The 17,215-nt window shown below is 72.3% G+C and carries 16 protein-coding genes; 5 read left to right on the forward strand and 11 right to left on the reverse strand.

Annotated elements, in window-relative coordinates:
• Positions 1-98 precede the first annotated feature (98 nt).
• Positions 99-1,628: an aldehyde dehydrogenase (NADP(+)) gene (locus ACZ6IM_RS30510; RefSeq protein WP_469560828.1), complete on the reverse strand. Its 1,530-nt coding sequence runs from the start codon at positions 1,626-1,628 to the stop codon at positions 99-101.
• Between the two features lie 122 nt (positions 1,629-1,750).
• Between ACZ6IM_RS30510 and ACZ6IM_RS30515 the strand changes: the two genes are divergently transcribed.
• The 5 genes from ACZ6IM_RS30515 (at position 1,751) to ACZ6IM_RS30535 (ending at position 5,924) form a co-directional block, all read left to right on the forward strand.
• Positions 1,751-2,524 carry an IclR family transcriptional regulator gene (locus ACZ6IM_RS30515; RefSeq protein WP_052841850.1) on the forward strand — a complete coding sequence of 258 codons (774 nt, stop codon included), beginning with the start codon at positions 1,751-1,753 and terminating at the stop codon, positions 2,522-2,524.
• Positions 2,525-2,527: 3 nt separating this feature from the next.
• On the forward strand, positions 2,528-2,998 hold the full coding sequence (locus ACZ6IM_RS30520) for a GNAT family N-acetyltransferase (protein WP_469560831.1): 471 nt from the start codon (positions 2,528-2,530) through the stop codon (positions 2,996-2,998).
• Positions 2,999-3,126: 128 nt separating this feature from the next.
• Positions 3,127-4,581: a peptidoglycan D,D-transpeptidase FtsI family protein gene (locus ACZ6IM_RS30525; RefSeq protein WP_052841852.1), complete on the forward strand. Its 1,455-nt coding sequence runs from the start codon at positions 3,127-3,129 to the stop codon at positions 4,579-4,581.
• A gap of 93 nt (positions 4,582-4,674) precedes the next feature.
• Positions 4,675-5,250, forward strand: coding sequence for a SigE family RNA polymerase sigma factor (locus tag ACZ6IM_RS30530; RefSeq protein ID WP_469560834.1), 576 nt, complete (start codon positions 4,675-4,677; stop codon positions 5,248-5,250).
• Positions 5,247-5,924: a hypothetical protein gene (locus ACZ6IM_RS30535; RefSeq protein WP_052841854.1), complete on the forward strand. Its 678-nt coding sequence runs from the start codon at positions 5,247-5,249 to the stop codon at positions 5,922-5,924. Before ACZ6IM_RS30530 ends, ACZ6IM_RS30535 begins: the two co-directional genes overlap by 4 nt.
• A gap of 12 nt (positions 5,925-5,936) precedes the next feature.
• Here the strand turns inward: ACZ6IM_RS30535 and ACZ6IM_RS30540 are convergent, their stop codons facing one another.
• The 10 genes from ACZ6IM_RS30540 to ACZ6IM_RS30585 all read right to left on the reverse strand — a co-directional run bounded on the left by ACZ6IM_RS30540 (position 5,937) and on the right by ACZ6IM_RS30585 (position 17,188).
• Complete coding sequence (locus ACZ6IM_RS30540; RefSeq protein WP_469560838.1) at positions 5,937-6,734, reverse strand: HAD family acid phosphatase; 798 nt, start codon at positions 6,732-6,734, stop codon at positions 5,937-5,939.
• 129 nt (positions 6,735-6,863) lie between these two features.
• Positions 6,864-8,000 (reverse strand): pectinesterase family protein, encoded by a 1,137-nt coding sequence (locus ACZ6IM_RS30545; RefSeq protein WP_469560841.1) that lies wholly within the window; start codon positions 7,998-8,000, stop codon positions 6,864-6,866.
• 72 nt (positions 8,001-8,072) lie between these two features.
• Positions 8,073-9,404 (reverse strand): pectate lyase family protein, encoded by a 1,332-nt coding sequence (locus tag ACZ6IM_RS30550; RefSeq protein ID WP_469560844.1) that lies wholly within the window; start codon positions 9,402-9,404, stop codon positions 8,073-8,075.
• Positions 9,405-9,445: 41 nt separating this feature from the next.
• Positions 9,446-10,246 carry a rhamnogalacturonan acetylesterase gene (locus ACZ6IM_RS30555; RefSeq protein ID WP_469560847.1) on the reverse strand — a complete coding sequence of 267 codons (801 nt, stop codon included), beginning with the start codon at positions 10,244-10,246 and terminating at the stop codon, positions 9,446-9,448.
• A 131-nt stretch (positions 10,247-10,377) separates the two neighbouring features.
• A complete protein-coding gene (locus ACZ6IM_RS30560; protein ID WP_052841859.1) occupies positions 10,378-11,748 on the reverse strand; it encodes an ABC transporter substrate-binding protein in 1,371 nt (456 codons plus the stop codon).
• 71 nt (positions 11,749-11,819) lie between these two features.
• Positions 11,820-13,367, reverse strand: coding sequence for a glycoside hydrolase family 43 protein (locus ACZ6IM_RS30565; RefSeq protein ID WP_469560850.1), 1,548 nt, complete (start codon positions 13,365-13,367; stop codon positions 11,820-11,822).
• A complete protein-coding gene (locus ACZ6IM_RS30570) occupies positions 13,364-14,209 on the reverse strand; it encodes a DUF6807 domain-containing protein (protein ID WP_469560853.1) in 846 nt (281 codons plus the stop codon). Before ACZ6IM_RS30570 ends, ACZ6IM_RS30565 begins: the two co-directional genes overlap by 4 nt.
• Complete coding sequence (locus ACZ6IM_RS30575; protein WP_052841862.1) at positions 14,206-15,363, reverse strand: Gfo/Idh/MocA family protein; 1,158 nt, start codon at positions 15,361-15,363, stop codon at positions 14,206-14,208. The genes ACZ6IM_RS30570 and ACZ6IM_RS30575 overlap by 4 nt, the downstream gene beginning before the upstream one ends.
• A complete protein-coding gene (locus ACZ6IM_RS30580; RefSeq protein WP_052841863.1) occupies positions 15,360-16,256 on the reverse strand; it encodes a carbohydrate ABC transporter permease in 897 nt (298 codons plus the stop codon). The genes ACZ6IM_RS30575 and ACZ6IM_RS30580 overlap by 4 nt, the downstream gene beginning before the upstream one ends.
• A complete protein-coding gene (locus tag ACZ6IM_RS30585; protein ID WP_052841864.1) occupies positions 16,253-17,188 on the reverse strand; it encodes a carbohydrate ABC transporter permease in 936 nt (311 codons plus the stop codon). The genes ACZ6IM_RS30580 and ACZ6IM_RS30585 overlap by 4 nt, the downstream gene beginning before the upstream one ends.
• Positions 17,189-17,215: the final 27 nt, after the last annotated feature.

Consider the following 17,215-nt stretch of genomic DNA (forward strand, 5'->3'; position numbering starts at 1 on the left):
TCATCGCAGGCCCGGGGCGGGTACCCCAGGGGCGCGGGGAACTGCGCGACAAGCCACAACGGCGCGTCGGACCGCACACAACCCCGCGCCCCACGGCGCTACCGCTCGAGCACCCCGTTGAACCGCCGGGGCAGTCCCAGCGGATTCTCATCCCGCAGCTCCACCGGCAGCAACGCCTCAGGCACCCCCTGATAGGCCACCGGCCGCAGCCACCGCTCGATGGCGGTACCCCCCACCGACGTGGACGTCGAGGTGGTCGCCGGGTAGGGCCCCCCGTGCTGCTGAGCCGCGGCCACCGCGACCCCCGTGGGCCAGCCGTTCACCAGCACCCGCCCCGCCAGCGGCGTGACCTCGGCGAGGAGGGCCGCCGCGGCACCCTCGCCCGCCGCCTCCTCGGCGGAGAGCTGCACGGTCGCCGTGAGGTTCCCGGGCAGGCGGGACAGCACCCCCCGCACCTCCGCCTCGTCCTGGTAGCGGGCCACCACCGTGACCGGCCCGAAGCACTCCTCCAGGAGCAGATCGTGCTCGCCCTCCGCAGCCAGCCGCGCCGCCGGCACCGTGAGGAACCCGGGGCTGACGGTGTGCTCGCCGCCCGCGCCCGGCGTCACCGGGGAGTCCACGTCGGGCAGCGCGGCGCGCTCGGCGACGCCAACGACGAAGTTGTCCCGCATGCGGTGGTCGAGGAGCACACCGGCGTCGGTGGCGCTGACCGCGTCGGTGAGGGACTTCACCAGGCCGTCACCGGCGTCGCCCGCCGGCACGAGCACCAGGCCGGGCTTGACGCAGAACTGCCCGACGCCCAGCGTCATCGACCCGGCCAGCCCCGCGCCGATCGCCTCCGCCCGCTCGGTGGCCGCCGCCTCCGTGACGACGACCGGGTTCAGCGAGCCCAGCTCGCCGTGGAAGGGGATCGGCACCGGACGCGCCGCCGCCGCGTCGAACAGCGCGCGACCGCCGCGGACCGAGCCGGTGAAGCCCGCCGCCGCGACCAGCGGGTGCTTGATCAGCTCGACGCCCGCCTCGAAGCCGTGCACCAGGCCGAGGACCCCGTCCGGGATGCCGTGCCGGGCCGCGGCCCGGCGCAGCACCTTGGCGACCAGCTCGGACAGGGCCGGGTGGTCGGGGTGGGCCTTGACGACGACCGGGCAGCCGGCCGCGAGGGCGCTGGCGGTGTCGCCGCCGGGGACGGAGAAGGCGAAGGGGAAGTTGGAGGCCGAGTAGACGGCGACGACGCCGAGCGGCACCTTGTAGCGGCGCAGGTCCGGGACGGGCGGGGTGGCGGTGTCGTCGGGGTGGTTGACGACCACGCCGAGGAACTCGCCCTCGTCGACGATGTCGGCGAAGGCCCGCAGCTGGTAGCAGGTGCGGGCGAGTTCACCGGTGAGCCGGACCGGACCGAGCGCGGTCTCCGCGTCGGCCACCTCGACCAGGGTGCCCTCGGCCGCCTTCAGCTCGTCGGCGGCGCCGCGCAGGAAGGCCGCGCGGACGGTGCGGTCCGCGAGGGCGTCCCGGGCGGCGTGCGCGGCGCGGACGGCGGCGTCCACCTCCTGGGCCGTGGCTTCTACCGCGACCTGTTCACGCTGCTTCCCGGTACGGGGGTCGACACTCCAGACTGGTGCTGCTGCCACCGCGGGTCCCTCCACGTGCTCGGCACAAGAGTCGTTCGATATACTGAACGCTGTCTCTACTGATGAATATGCTGTTCGAGACTATATCTTCAGCTTCTCGTCGAACGAAGGGGTCAAGGGCGATGTCGGCTGTCGAGACGGGGGGCGGAGCGCAGGTCAAGTCCGCGGTGCGGACGGTTGAGCTGCTCGAGTACTTCGCCGGACGCCCCGGAATGCACTCCCTCGCGTCGGTCCAGGAGGCCGTCGGTTATCCCAAGTCCAGTCTGTACATGCTGCTGCGCACGCTGGTGGAGCTGGGCTGGGTGGAGACGGACGCCACGGGCACGCGGTACGGCATCGGGGTGCGGGCGCTGCTGGTCGGCACCTCGTACATCGACGGCGACGAGGTGGTCGCGGCGGCCCGGCCGACGCTGGACCGGCTCTCCGACGACACGACGGAGACCATCCACCTCGCGCGCCTGGACGGCACCAACGTGGTCTACCTGGCCACCCGCCAGTCCCAGCACTACCTGCGGCCCTTCACCCGGGTCGGCCGCAGGCTGCCCGCGCACTCGACCTCGCTGGGCAAGGCGCTGCTGAGCACGTACAGCGACGAGCAGGTGCGCAAGATGCTCCCGGAGACGCTCCCGGCGCTGACCGAACACACCATCACCGACCGGGAGAAGCTCATCGAGGAGCTGCACCAGGTGCGGGAGCAGGGCTTCGCCGTGGACCGCGAGGAGAACACGCTGGGGCTGCGCTGCTTCGGCGTGGCGGTCCCCTACCGCACCCCCGCGCGGGACGCGATCAGCTGCTCGGTGCCGGTGGCGCGGCTGACGCCCGCGCACGAACAGATGGTGAAGGACGCGCTGTTCGACGCGCGGGACCGGCTGACACTGGCGACGCGTAGGCTCTGACCCATGCACATCGCACTGCGCGAGGTCCACGACAGCGATCTGCCCGTCTTCTTCCGGCAGATGAACGATCCGGAGGCCCTGCGCATGGCGGCCTTCACCCCGAAGGACCCTGCCGACTGGGAGGCGTTCGCGACCCACTGGAGGAAGATCCGGGCCTCCCGCGACGTGGTGCGGACCATCCTCGGCGACGGTGACGTCGTCGGCAGCGCGGCGGTGTACGGGGATCCGGGCGAGCGCGAGGTGACGTACTGGGTGGACCGGGCCTACTGGGGGCAGGGCGTGGCCACGGCCGCCCTGCGCGCCCTGCTCGCCGAGGTACGGGACCGCCCGCTGTACGCGCGTGCGGCGGCCGACAACGCGGGGTCGCGCCGCGTGCTGGAGAAGTGCGGCTTCGTGACCAGTGCGCGGGCGCGGGGGTTCGCGTCGGCCCGCGGCGAGGAGATCGACGAGGTCGTCCTGCACCTCGCGGATTGACGCGCCGAGAACGACTCCCGCGTCCGCGACGCATGAACGGGCGCTGAGAAGCATGAGAAAGATGAGAAAACGGGGCACTCGGGAACGACCGCCCCCCGCCCGTTCGTCCTGTCAGCGGGATGAACGGGATGAACAAGACGATCAGGCGTGCCTCGGTCTTCACGCTGCTCCTGGTGTTCGCTCTGCTGATCAGGGCGACCTGGGTGCAGTTCTACGAGGGCCGGGCGCTCGCGGACAGCAAGGACAACCGGCGGGGCGCGATCGAGACGTACGCGGAGCCGCTGGGGAACATCATCGTGGCCGGCCGGTCGGTCACCGGCTCGGCGCCGACGGAGGGCGGCGACCTCGCCTACAAGCGCACGTACGAGAACGGGAAGCTGTACGCGGCGGTGACGGGCTACGCCTCGCAGGCGTACGCGCCGACCCAGCTGGAGGGCATCTACCAGGACGTGCTCAACGGCACCGATCCGCGGCTGAGGACCGTGATGGACACGGTCACCGGCACCCGGGCCGAGCCGGGCAACGTGGTGACGACGATCGACCCGGCCGTGCAGAAGGCCGGGTTCGAGGCGCTGGGCGACACGAAGGGTGCCGCCGTGGCGATCGACCCGAAGACGGGCAGGATCCTCTCGGTCGTCTCGACCCCCTCGTACGACCCGACGTCGCTCACCGACGCGAACACCGCGGGTGAGGCCTGGAAGAAGCTCACCGGCGACCCGGACAAGCCGCTGACCAACCGCGCGCTGCGCCAGCCGCTGCCGCCGGGCTCGACGTTCAAGCTGGTCGTGGCGGCCGCCGCGCTGGAGGACGGGCTGTACGGCTCGGTGGACGAGAGGACGGACAGCCCCGATCCGTACACCCTGCCGGGCACCACGAGGGACCTCAGCAACGAGAACCCGGACGCGCCCTGCGAGAACGCCACGATCCGCACCGCGCTGCAGTACTCGTGCAACAACGTCTTCGCGAAGATGGCCGTCGACCTCGGCCAGGACGAGCTGCGTGCCATGGCCGAGAAGTTCGGCTTCAACGACGAGACGCAGGACGTGCCGGTACGCGCCTACACCAGCGTGTACCCGAAGGACATGAACCGCTCGTCGACGGCCCTGACGGGCATCGGCCAGTTCGACGTGACGGCGACCCCGCTCCAGATGGCGATGGTCTCGGCCGCCCTGGCGAACGGCGGCGAGCTGGTCTCCCCGCACATGGTGTCGCAGGTCACCGACAGCGGCGGCGACGCGCTGGAGGACCACACCGACGCCGGCTCGAAGCGGATCGTCAGCTCCGCCACCGCCGAGCAGCTGCGGTCGGCCATGCGGACCGTCGTCGAGAAGGGCACGGGCTCCAACGCGCAGATCGCCGGGGCGACGGTGGGCGGCAAGACGGGCACGGCCCAGCACGGCGAGAACAACAGCAAGACGCCGTACGCCTGGTTCACCTCCTACGCCAAGTCCGACTCGTCGGACAAGGAGGTCGCGGTGGCGGTCATCGTCGAGCAGTCCGACGCGGCCCGCAGCGAGGTCAGCGGCAACGGCCTGGCGGCCCCGGTGGCCAAGGCGATGATGGAGGCGGCGCTCAAGGGCTGAGGCGGCCCCTCGGCCGAAGTCGGCCCTCCCCCGCGGGTTCGGTCTGCCGTACGGTGTTCGGCACCGGGGAAGCCGCTGCGAGGAGAGTCCGTCGTGAGGACAGCCGTCGACGCCGCCGCCTCCGCGGAGTTCCACGCCTTCTTCGAACGCCACTACGCCGAACTGGCCCGGCTCGCCCACCTGCTGACGGGCGAGCCGGACGCCGCCGACGACCTCGCGGCGGACGCTCTGCTGGCCCTGTGGCACCGCTGGGACCGGGTTCGCGCGGCCGACCACCCGGTGGCGTACGCGCGCGGTGTCGTCGCCAACCTCGCCCGCACCCGCGTCCGCACCGCCGTGCGCGAGCGCAGACGCGTCGCCCTGTTCTGGTCGCAGCGCGAGGAGCGGAGCGAGAACCCGGACGTCGCGGGCGTGGTGGATGTGCAGGAGGCGCTGCGCCGGCTGCCGTTCCGCAAGCGGGCGTGCGTGGTGCTGCGGCACGCCTTCGACCTCTCCGAGAAGGACACGGCGCTCGCCCTGGGCGTCTCGGTGGGCACGGTCAAGAGCCAGACGTCGAAGGGGGTGGCCGAACTCCAGCGGTTGCTCGGCACCCGGGCGGCTCCCCGTGCCCCTCGGCAGGTACGGGCGGCGATCGCACGCAGCGGTGGCGCCACGGGAGGGACCCGATGACCGGACCGCGGCGGGAGGCGGACGAGCAGCTGCGTGCACGGCTGCGCGAGGCGGGCGGGGCGCACCGGCCCGACCGGAGCCGGATCCTGGCCCGGGTGGAGCGCGGCATGGCGGCCCGAGTCCGCGGGCCGGCCCGTCCGCGGCTGCCGGGCTGGGTGCGGGTGGCCGGGGCGACGGCGGCGGTGGCGGGCGTCCTGGTGGCCGGCGGCTACACCGTGGCCTCGACGGCACCGGAGGCCCCTCCCGCGCAGCGTCCGGCCGCCGCCTCGCCCGGGTCGCGGGAGCCCGGCCCGCTGTGGTCGAGCGGCGCGGTGGACCCGCACAGCAACGAGTTCTGGGCGCAGAGCAACATCACGCTGGGCACGACCACCCCCCTCACCGCGCTCACCGTCGAACTGCGGGTGGCGCAGACCGGCTCGGTGACCTCCACCGGGGCCTGGCGGTCACTGCCGGAGGGCGACTTCACGTTCACCCTCGACGAGCGGGACGGCTTCCTCGTCTACCGGTGGGCGCTCCGGCCGGGCCGCACCGTCCCGGCCGGCGAGTGGGTGTTCGCGGGCCAGTACAACCACGAACGCGGTGGCCGGGACGCGGGCGGCGACCGCTACTCGGCGACCGCCACCGCGGCGTCCGGTACCCGCACGGTCCGGGGCGGCTTCACCCCGGGCGGCTGAGCGGGCGTCCCGCTATTCGACGAAGTACGTCGGGTTGGGCAGCTTGTACGTCCGGTCCGCGTAGCCGCCCTGGAGGTCGGAGTACTGGTCGCCGAAGTTGGCGACGATGTCGTACCCGAGGTCCCGCTCGATGTGCCGGCGGGTGCCCGCCTTGTACTGCACGGTGGTGCACTTCCAGGTGCCCGGGGTGGCGCAGTGGGCCAGGTAGGACGGCGGGTTCGCCTTGTCCTTCAGGAACACGTGGCCGGTGTCGAGGTTCACGTCGGCGCCGGCCTTCCTCAGGTTCTCGACGGCGGCGGCGCGCTGCGCCTCGCCCAGGCCGGAGTTGTAGAAGACCTCGACGCCCTTCTTCTGGGCGTACCGGGCGAGTTCGGGGCTGCCGGGGACCGCCGGGCGGTCGGCGCGGTCGACGTAGGCGGCCCAGGTGGCGCCGTCGTAGCCGTAGTTGTTCTTCTTCTCGTAGTCGAGGCTGAGCAGCAGCGTGTCGTCGATGTCGAAGACGACCGCGGGCCTGGTGTGCCGGTGGTGCGCCGCGCGGGCCGCCCGGTCGATCTGCTTCTTCGCGTCGGCGTCGAGGCGGGCCAGGTCCGCGGCGTACGGGCTGTCCGGGGAAGCCTGGTAGACGCCGTCGGCGTCGAGCGTGGTGCCGTAGTAGGCGTCGATGTCCTTGGCCAGCACCCCGATGTTGTACGGCTCGTGGGTGGAGTTGGCCGTCGACTGGCCGGCGGTGGCGGCGCCCGTGCCGTACAGGACGGCACCGGCGACGGCACAGGCGGCGGTGACGGTCGCGATGCGCAGTGGTTTATGCATGACACAGGTTTCTACGCGCGTCACCCCGGCGGGCGCGAGACCCGTGGCCGGATCCGCGCCCCCGTATCTGGCAAAAATCGCGTCAAGCAGGTCAAGTGCCGGACGCGGCGGGCCGGTCGACGCCGCCGGTCAGCGCCGCCGGCCGTACGGCCGCCAGTCGCCGAGGTACGCCTCCCGGGTGTGCGCGGCGGCCTCGGCCCGGGTGAGCTGGGGCCGGTTCTCCGGGACGGTGGCCGCGGCGCCGGGGCCGGTGTTGCGGTACTCGCGGAACCGCTGCTCCTGCCAGGGGTAGGCGTCCCGCATGTCGGCGTACGGCGCCACCGCGTCGATGCCCGCGCCGAGGTGGGTCTCGCGCACGGTGAGCATCGGGCGGGCGGTGGTGTCGGAGCTGGGCACCCAGGGACGGGCCAGCTTGTAGTAGCCGTCGGGGGCCTCGCTGCTGACGCGGCCGCGGATCACCAGGTAGCCGCGCGGGTTGGCGCCCGCCGTGGACGGCGCGAACACGAAGCCGTAGGGGGCCGCGTCGAGGTCGGGGCGGACCAGGGTGCGGAAGTGGCACTGCTCGTACACCGCGGTCGCCCGGCCGAAGACGAAGTCGACGTCGCCCTCGACGTAGCAGCGCTCGTAGTACTGGCGGGCGAAGAGGCCGAGGTCGCGGGTGTCGGCGTAGAGGGTGTCCTGGTGGCCGAGGAAGCGGCAGTCGTGGAAGGCGGACCGGTCCCCCATGACCTTGACGGCGACCGCCTGGGTGCCGGTCCAGTCGGGCTGGTCGGAGCGCAGCCAGTCGTTGGCGAAGGTGATCGCGCGGGCGGTGAAGCCGTCGGCGCGCAAGGTGGTGGTGGCCGATCCGCTGGTGCCGTAGGTGCCGGAGCCGTCCGGCTTGGGGGTGCCGGCCGCGTTGTCGTACACGATGACGACGTCGCGCGGGTCCCCGGAGGCGCCGAGCCAGGTGGCCCCGGTGCGCCCGGTGTCGACGGAGACCGTCTCGCGGTAGGTGCCGGGGGCGAGGACGAGTGTCCAGCCGTCGCCCTCGGCGGCGTCGACGGCGGCCTGGACGGAGGTGAAGTCGCCGCGGCCGTGCGGGTCGACGTACAGGGTCCTGGGGGTGCGGCGGGCGGCCGGTGAGCCGTACCGGCCGAAAGGCCGCGGGTGCGGGTGCGGTCGGGTGCCGGCGGCGGCCGGGCCGGCGGCCGCGAGGCCGAGGGCGGCGCCCGCGCCGGCGGTCGCCAGGAGGAAGCCTCTGCGGGACGGGGCGGGGCGGTGCATGCGGGTGCTCCTTCGGGTACGGGGGGGTGGGCCGGGGCGGTGCGGGCGCCCCGGCCCGGTTCGTGGGACGGGTCAGCGCAGCCGGCCGGCGCCCGCGCCGTGGTCGACGACGAAGGGGACCGCCAGGGACGGGAGGACCTTGGTACGCAGCGTGGGCGTCCAGCCCGCGCCGGTGCGCAGGGGGACGTCCGGGTTCTCGGCGTTGTGCGCGGCGATCAGATCGACACCGCGGCCGTTGACGCGGTTGTGCGCGGCGCTCAGCGGCGAGTCGTTCCAGCGCTTGAGGACCTTCGCGGGGCTGACGCCGGCCGGCAGGGTGAAGGCGTTGTACTCGGCGACCAGCGCGGACTCCTTGCCGACGCCGAAGCTGTAGGCGTAGTCGTCCGAGGCCACGAAGTGGTTGTTGTAGACGTCGACCTGGCCGAAGCGGACGCGGGGTGCGCGCTCGACGAGGTTCTTGAACAGGTTGTGGTGGAAGGTCGCCCTCAGGTGGCCGCGGTCGACGGCGGCGGTGGACTCGCTGTCGCTGTTGCCGATCAGGATGGTCTTGTCGTGCTCGGTGAAGACGTTCCAGGACGCGGTGACGTAGTCGGCGCCCTTCACGATGTCCAGCTGGCCGTCGTGCTGCTGGTAGAGCATGCCGAAGTAGGTGGGCGCCGCGCTGTCGGGGTGCTCGCCGTCGGTGAAGGTGTTGTGGTCCAGCCACACGTGCGTCGACCCGTGGACGACGGCGCTGTCGTACTCGGAGTTCCAGTTGCCCTTGTCCCCGTCGGTCGGGTCCCACTGCGGGAAGCAGTCCACGGGGCTCTCGAAGGTCAGGTTGCGGACGATGACGTTGTCCACGTCCTTGATCTGGAGGCTGGCGCCCTTGAGCGCGGCGCCCCGGCCGACGCCGACGATGGTGGTGTTGGAGGGGACGTTCGCCTTGATGGACCGGTCCTGTTCGGCGGCGGAGGCGCGGCGCAGGCCCTCGGGGCTGTCGTCGGGCTCGGCGCTCAGGTCGGTCTCCCTGCCCCAGCTCTCCGGGGAGTACTTCTCCAGGTAGGCGTCGAAGTCGTAGCCGGGCGCGGCGAAGGCCTCGCAGCCCTCCGAGACGGCGTCGACGGTGCCCTCGACCTTGATGATCCGCGGCGCGGTGCCCTCGACGGCGAGGGCGGCCCTGAACTCGGCCCAGGTGGAGACGGTGTACACGCGCTCCGCGTCGGCGGCGGCGCCGCCGGTGGTGCCGGTGCCGTGGGAGGCCCAGCCGTCGCCCGCGGGCAGCGTCTGCCGGGCGGTGTCGCGGGGGTGGTGGCCGGGGCGGGCCTCGGCCGTGGCGGCCGTCAGGCTCAGTACGAGGGCGGTGCAGCCGGCGAGGGCGGCGGCTCTCTTCGTGGCATGTACATGCCATCTACGGGTGCTCATGCTGCGGCTCTCCCTTTGTTCTCGGGTTGGTGTGCGGGGTGTTACGCGGTGGCCGGTGCGGGCCAGCCGATCCAGGACTCGGGGATCTCCTGGTCCAGCCGGCGCACGTCCCGGTGCGCCAGGACGCGCCCACGCAGCAGCTCCCGGGCGACGAGCCGGGCGACCGCGATCGCGCCCGGCGGGTTGAAGTGGGTGTTGTCCTGCTCGGTGGCGGTCCAGTTGAAGTACGCCTTGGTCCCCTCGGCGCCGAGCCGCTGCCACAGCGCGAGCGACAGCGCCTGCACGTCGAGCAGCGCCACGCCCTCCCGCCGCGCCAGCGCCCGCATCGCCGCCGGGTACTCGCCGTGGCTCGGCTGCGCGGTACCGTCCGCGTCGAACCGCCGCCGCTCGACCGGCGTGGCCAGCACCGGCCGCGCCCCGCGGGCCCGCGCGCCGTCGACGTACCTGAGCAGGTACTCCTGGTACGTCGTCCAGGGCTCGGTGTAGCGGGCAGGGTCCTCGTCCTTCTCGTCGTTGTGCGCGAACTGGATGAGCAGGAGGTCGCCGGGCCGGATCGCACCGAGGACGACGTCGAGCCGCCCCTCGTCGACGAAGCTCTTGGAACTCCGCCCGTTCACGGCGTGGTTGGCGACCTCCAGCTCCTTGCGGAGGAAGAAGGGCAGGGCCATGCCCCACCCGGTCTCGGGCGCGGCGTCGGAGTACTTCTGCGCCGCGGTGGAGTCCCCGGCGACGAAGACGCTGCGGGCACGGCGTCCGCCGGCTCGGGCGGTGCCGGTGGCGGCGAACGCCAGGGGAATGGAGGAGACGGCGGCTGCGGTGACCTGTCTTCGGCTGAGTGACACGCCGGTCTGCCTTTCAGTAGGGGGTGGGGCGGTCCCCCAGGGGCGCGGGGGACTGCGCGACAAGCCACGGGCGGCCCGCAGCCCGCGACGAACGACGGACCGCCCACGGCGAAACCCGGAACCGGAGCCGGCTAACCCATCTGCTCCGTCCACTCGGCCTGCGCCTCGTTCAGCTTCTCGGCCAGATCGTCCAGGAAGTCCTTCGCGCTCATGTCACCCAGCAGCACCTTCTGGAACGCCGGCTCGCTCTCCGACTTGGACACCGTGTTCCAGTCCGGCAGGTAGTACGGCAGCTGGACGATGGTCGTGGACCCGTCGTTCAGCGCCTCGGCCGCCAGCTTCGTCGGCTCGGCCTTCTGGATCCACGCGTCCTTGGCGGCCTCGGTGTTGGACGGCACCTGCCCGGCCGACTCGTTGAACTTCGAGTTCTGCTCCTTCGCGGTGGCGAACTCGATGAACTTCCAGGCGGCCTCCTTGTTCTTCGAGCTCTTGAACATGCCGAGCCCGTCGACCGGGTTGGAGACCTGGACCCGCTTGCCGGAGGCACCGACCGGCTGCGGGATGCCGCGGAACTTGTCGACGCCGAGCGCCTTCACGTGGTCCTGGTAGGAGCCCAGGTTGTGGTTGAGCATGCCGATGGTGCCGGTGTCCCACTGGGCGACCATCTTGGCGAAGTCGTTGTTGACGTCGGCGGCCGGCGTGGCCTTCTTGTAGAGGGCCGCGTACTTCTCCAGCGCCTCGACGTTCTTCGGGTCGTTGACCGTGGTCTTCTTCTTGTCGGCGTCCCAGAACGAGGTGATGCCGGACTGCCCGTACATCGCGTCGAAGGCCTGGGCGATGGATCCGGAGCCGCCGCGGATGGTGTAGCCGAACGCGTTCTTGCCCGTGTCGGTCAGCTTCTCGGCCGCCTCGTAGAACTTGTCCCACGTCGTCGGCGCGTCCAGCCCGGCCTTCTCGAACAGGTCGGTGCGGTAGTAGAGGACGCCGTTGTTGGCGGAGCTGGGCATCGAGTAGAGGGTGCCGTCGCCACCGCCGGCGGCCTTCAGGGACTCGACCATGTCCTTGTTGAGCTTGTCGCTCAGGGAGGACTTGGCGAGCCGCTCGTCCAGCGGCTCCAGGGCGCCCTGGGCGGAGAAGCCCGCGAGCATCGACGCCGTCACGCCGCCGACGTCCGGCAGGCCGCCGCCCTGGATGGCGGTGTCGACCTTGGACTGGTACTCGGTGGCGGCGATGCCGACGTACTCCACGTCGATGTCCGGGTTCGCCTTCTCGAAGTCGGCGATGATCTCCTTCCAGACGGCCGTGCGGATGCCGCCGTTGTTGTCCCAGAAGACGATCTTGCCCTTGCCGCTGCCCTCGGCCCCCTTGTCGCCGCCCGTCCCGCTGCCGTCGTCACCGCAGGCGGTGGCGGTCAGCGCGAGCACGGCCCCCAGGGCGACGGCGGCGGAGGTCCGGCGCCTGGCTGTGCCTTTGTCTCTGCTGCTGAGCATGCTGATCCTCATTGGTCGGCTCTCTTCTTCTGGATCCAACAAAGCGGTGGAACGGCGAAGCGGTGGAACGACAGCGTGGGGGTTCAGTGGGGCCCGGCGCGGAACCGCGTGAAGGTGGCGGTGCCGGCCGGTCCCGGTCCGGCGGGTGCGAGGGCGAACAGGCCGAGCAGTGCGCCGACCCAGCGCCAGGGGGTGGCGGCGAACTCCCGGCCGACGGGATGCGGGCCGTCGCCGGGGGCGTCGTCGCCGAGGTCGTAGGAGAAGCGGCAGCGCGCCCCGGGGACCGTCTCGATCCGCAGCCGGGCCCGTCCCCCGGGTGCGGGGCGGGGCCGGTCGGCGTCCCGCTCGGCCTCGGCCACCGACTCGGCGAACCGGTGCACCAGGTGCACCGTCCCGTCGGTGTCCCGCTGGAGCCCGATCCAGCGGTAGGCGTCGCCGAGCACCGCGAGTCCGGCCCGTGCGCCGGGCTCCGCGCTGTCCAGGCGCAGCTCGACCTCGATCACGGAGGGCTCGCCGGGGAAGCGCTGGGTGAGGACGCTCGGCACCAGGCGCAGGTCGTGCGCGTCGGCCGAACGGACGCAGGCGAGGCGCAGCCCGTCCCCGGCGTGCTGGGTGGCCCAGCCCTCGCGGGGGTTGGCGGTCCACGACCACTGGCGGCCGAACCGTCCGCCGGGGAAGTCGTCGTCGGCCGCGGGCGCGGCGGGCGGCTGCGGGGGCAGGGCGGGACGCGGGTGCGTGGTGACCGGGGCGCCGTCGTCCCCCAGGACCGGCCAGCCGTCCGGGTCGTCCCACCGCATCGGCTGGAGGTGGACCACCCTGCCGTACGCGCCGCGCTGCTGGAAGTGCAGGAACCAGTCCTCGCCGGACGCGGTGCGCACCCAGCCGCCCTGGTGGGGGCCGTTGACGTCGGTGTCCTTCTGTTCCAGGACGACCTTCTCCTCGTACGGGCCGAAGAAGTCGCGGGAGCGGAAGGCGCCCTGCCAGCCGGTCTCCACCGATCCGGCGGGGGCGAGGATCCAGTACCAGCCGTCGTGCCGGTAGAGCTTGGGGCCCTCCAGGGTGAACCAGCCGGGGAGGCGGTCGGCGTCGACGATCACCTTGCCGTCGTCGAGGAGTCCGGTGCCGTCGGGGCGCATGCGGTGGCCGGTGAGACGGTTCTTGATCCCCGAGCGGGAGCGGGCCCAGGCGTGCACGAGGTAGGCCTCGCCGGTCTCCTCGTCCCACAGGGGGCAGGGGTCGATCAGGCCCTTGCCCCCCTTGACCAGGTGGGGCGCGGTCCACGGGCCCCGGATGTCGGGGGCGTTGACCTGGAAGACGCCCTGGTCCGGGTCGCCCCAGAAGATCCAGAAGCGGCCCGCGTGGTGGCGCAGGGACGGTGCCCAGACGCCGCAGTCGTGGCGGGGCCGCGCGAACTCCCGCTCGGGTTCCAGGCGGTCCAGGGCGTGCCCGACCAGGGTCCAGTGGACCAGGTCCCGGGAGTGCAGGAGCGGCAGGCCCGGGACGCGGCCGAAGCTGGAGGCGGTCAGGTAGAAGTCGTCGCCGACGCGGACGACGTCCGGGTCGGACCAGTCGGCGTTCAGGACGGGGTTGGTGTACGTCCCCGCGCTCTCGGGGGCGGTCCCGGCGGTCACGGGCTCACCGCCTTGCGCACGAGGGCGGCGGCACCGTCGGCGTCGAGGCGTCCGTCGGCGACGACGGTGACGATCCGGCGGACCAGGGTGTCGCCCGGGGCGATGGCCACCCGGTCGTCGTGGGCCAGCGAGGAACCGACCCCCGGGTACTGCTCGGTGCGCACGAACCACGGGTCGCGCCGGGTGCGTTCGGTGGCTCCGGCGACGACCAGCGACCAGGTCTCCCCGGTCAGGGCGAGCCAGTCGGCGCGGCCGCCGTGCACCTCCCGCTCGCCCTCCCGGTCGGCGGTGAAGACCGTGGGCGCCGCGCTCTCCTTGCGGGCGCGCCAGAAGAAGCCGCCGTAGGCCGCGCCGGGGCGCCCGTTGGTGGCGGGGCTGCCGAGGGTGAGCGGGTGGGGGGTGATGTTGGTGAGGGAGAAGGTGAAGTCCAGCGCCCAGGCGGCGCCCGTGAGTTCGGTGGCCGCCACCGTCCGGCGCTCGCGCAGCAGCTCGGTGCCGGCGGCGACCCAGCGCAGCTCCTCGACGAAGCCGTCGGGGTCGCGGAGCTGGAAGGCGGCGTGCCGCTGGGTGCCGTGGTTGTCCAGCTCGGTCGGCCCCCGGTCGCGGACGAAGGTGCGCCCGCCCCAGAAGTTGTGCCCCTCGACGTCGGGAACGGCGACACCGACGCCGAGGTGATGGAGGTGGTCGGCGGGGCTGAACTCGGTGACGGCGGTGCCGGCCAGGGTGGTGACGGGGTGCAGATAAGGGCGCGGGGAGAGCCGGTGGGGCAGTTCGGGCCGGGTCACGTACCGGGCGACGGGGCGGCCCGCCACGCGCAGCACCGGGGAGTCGTTGCCGGTCATCGGGTGCTCACCTCGTATCGGGCGTGCTCGGTGCGCGGCGCCCAGGGCGCGCCCAGTTCGGAGTAGAGGCTGAGGGTGTCGGCGGCGGCGGCCACGAGGCCCTCGATGCCGGGGACCACACGGCGTCGCTCGCCGGGGACCCGGTGCCAGGCGGCGTCGGGCAGCGGCTCCGGGTCGGGGGCCCGGCGGATCGCCTCGACGACCCGCATGAAGGCGCCCGTCTCCTCCGGCGGCACCAGCAGCGGTGCGCCGGTGGTGAGGTGGTCGACCAGGTTCTCCAGCAGGTCGGTGCGGTCGTGGTGGAACTCCTCGGGGCCGTGGCCGCCGCGCTGGAGCAGGACGCGGTCCTGCTTGTACCAGAAGGTGACGCGTCCGCTTGAGCCGTGCACCAGGACGTACGGCTCGTCGGCGTGCTCGGCGCACAGGGTCGCGGCGACGGTGACGCGGTGTCCGCGCGCGGTGCCGATCCGCACGCAGGAGGTGTCGTCGGCCTCGATGTCGTTGGCGTGGCTCAGCTCGGTCTCGATGCCGGTGACGTCCTCGGCGCGGGCGGTGCCGCCGAGCGCGAGGGCGGTGGCGACGGCGTGCGCCAGCGGGTTGGTCAGCGCGCCGTCGATCACGTCGGCGCCGTTCAGCCGCCGCTTGCCCGACCAGGGCGCCCGGCGGAAGTAGGCCTCGTCGCGCACCCATGCCCCGGCCCCGCCGACACCCACGACCTCGCCGATCGCGCCCCGGGCGACCAGCTCGCGGATGGCCGGTACGGCGTGCGAGCCCAGCGACTGGAACCCGACCTGGCAGGCGACGCCCGCCTCGGCGACCCCGTCGGCCATCCGCCTGAACTCGGCGTACGACGGTGCCGGGGGCTTTTCGAGCAGCAGGTGCACGCCCCGGCGGGCGGCGGTCAGGGCGAGGTCGGTGTGGGTGGGGATCGGCGTGCAGATGACGGCGATCCGGGCGCCGGTGGAGTCGAGCAGGGCGCCGAAGTCGGCGGACTGCTCGGGGAGTTCTCCCCCGGCCTCCTGTTCGGTCAGCGGGGTCAGCTCGCAGATGCCGGCCAGCCGGACCAGTCCCGCCCGCTCCAGGCGGCGGATGTTCGCGACGTGCCAGCGGCCGTGGCCGCGGGCGCCCGCGAGGACGACGGGAACCGGGCTCATCCCTTCACCGCCCCCGCGCTGAAGCCGGTGATCAGCCACTTCTGGATGAAGGCGAAGACGATCACGACGGGGACGGCGGCGACGATGCCCCCGGCGGCGAGTGCGCCGAGGTCGACGCTGTCCGCGCTCATCAGGGAGTTGAGGCCGACCGGGATGGTCTGCTTCTGCTGGTTGTTGAGGAACATCAGGGCGAACAGGAAGTGGTTCCAGGAGTGCACGAAGGCGAAGGAACCCACCGCGATCAGGCCCGGCCGCAGCAGCGGCAGTACGACGATCCGGAAGGCCCGGAACCGGCCGCAGCCGTCGACCCAGGCGGCCTCCTCCAGGGAGTACGGCACGTTCTTGATGAAGTTGCTGATCAGGATGATCGACAGCGGCAGCTGGAAGACCGTCTCGGCGATGATGACGCTGCCCAGTGAGTTGATCATCTGGAGCCCTGCGAAGATCTCGAACAGCGGCACCAGGAGCAGCGCGCCCGGCACGAACTGGGAGCAGAGCAGGGCGAGCATGAAGACCCGCTTGATCTTGAAGTCGAACCGGGCGAGGGCGTAGCCGCCGGCCAGCGCGACGAGCGTGGTCATCACCAGGGTCGCGAGCCCGACGTACACGCTGTTGGTGAAGTAGGTGCCGAAGCCGCGGTCGGTCCACACCTTCTCGAAGTGCTCGGTGGTCATCGGCCAGGGCACGAGTGAGGTCGAGCCGGCCGGGCGCACCGCGAAGAGCAGGATCCAGTAGAACGGGATCAGCGTGAAGACCAGGTAGATCCCGAGCGGCAGGTAGATCTGCCAGCGGGGCACCTCGTCCCAGGCGGGGCGCTTCCTGCCGGGCCGCGGCGGTGCGGGGGCGACCGGCGCGGGGGCGGGGGCGGCCGCGGTGGCCTCCTTGGTGATCATTTGTTGTCGCCTCCGAACTTGCTCAGCCGCAGGTAGACGATCGAGCAGAAGAGCAGGATCACGAACGCGACCGTGGTGAGGGCCGACGCGTAGCCGAAGTCGTGGGCGTCGACGCTGGTGTTGGCGATGTACAGGGGCAACGTCGTGGTCTCGCCCGCGGGTCCGCCGCCGGTCAGGGTGTAGAGCAGGTCGACGTTGTTGAACTCCCACACCGCGCGCAGCAGCGTGGAGAGGATGATGGCGTCCTTCAGGTGCGGCAGGGTGATGTGCCAGAACTGCTTGAGCCGGCTCGCCCCGTCGACCTCGGCGGCCTCGTACAGGTCCTTCGAGACGGACTGGAGGTCGGCGAGGATGAGGATCGCGAAGAAGGGCACGCCGCGCCAGAGGTCGGCGACCACCGCCGCGGAGAAGACGGTCGAGGTGTCGGAGAGCCAGCTGGTGCCGTACGAGCCGATGCCCATGTCCGCGAGGTAACGGGTGACGCCGGTCTGGGAGTTGTAGAGCAGCACCCAGATGGCGGAGGTCAGCACGCCGGAGACGGCCCACGGGGAGAAGACCAGGGCCCGCCCGACGCCCCGGCCGACGAAGGTCTGGTTGACGATGAGGGCCAGCGCGAGACCGAACAGCAGCTGCAGTCCGACCTCGACGAAGACCCACTTGGCGCTGAAGACGAGGGTGTCCCAGAACACCGGGTCGTCGGTGAAGATCTTGACGAAGTTGTCGAAGCCCGCGAAGCCGTTCCGCCACGGCTTGGTGGGGTTGTACTCCTGAAGGCTGTAGTAGAAGACGCTGATGACCGGGTAGGCGATGAAGCCCAGCATCAGCAGGGCGGCCGGTCCGATCAGCAGGTACGGGAGCCTGCGCGGCGTGGCCGAGGCACGGCGCCGCCGGGGTGGCGCGGGCGGTTTCGCCACGGCTGCGGCTTGGGCCATGACAGTTCTCCGTTCTAGTACGTCTAC

The sequence above is a fragment of the Streptomyces sp. NPDC042336 genome, assembly GCF_055581985.1.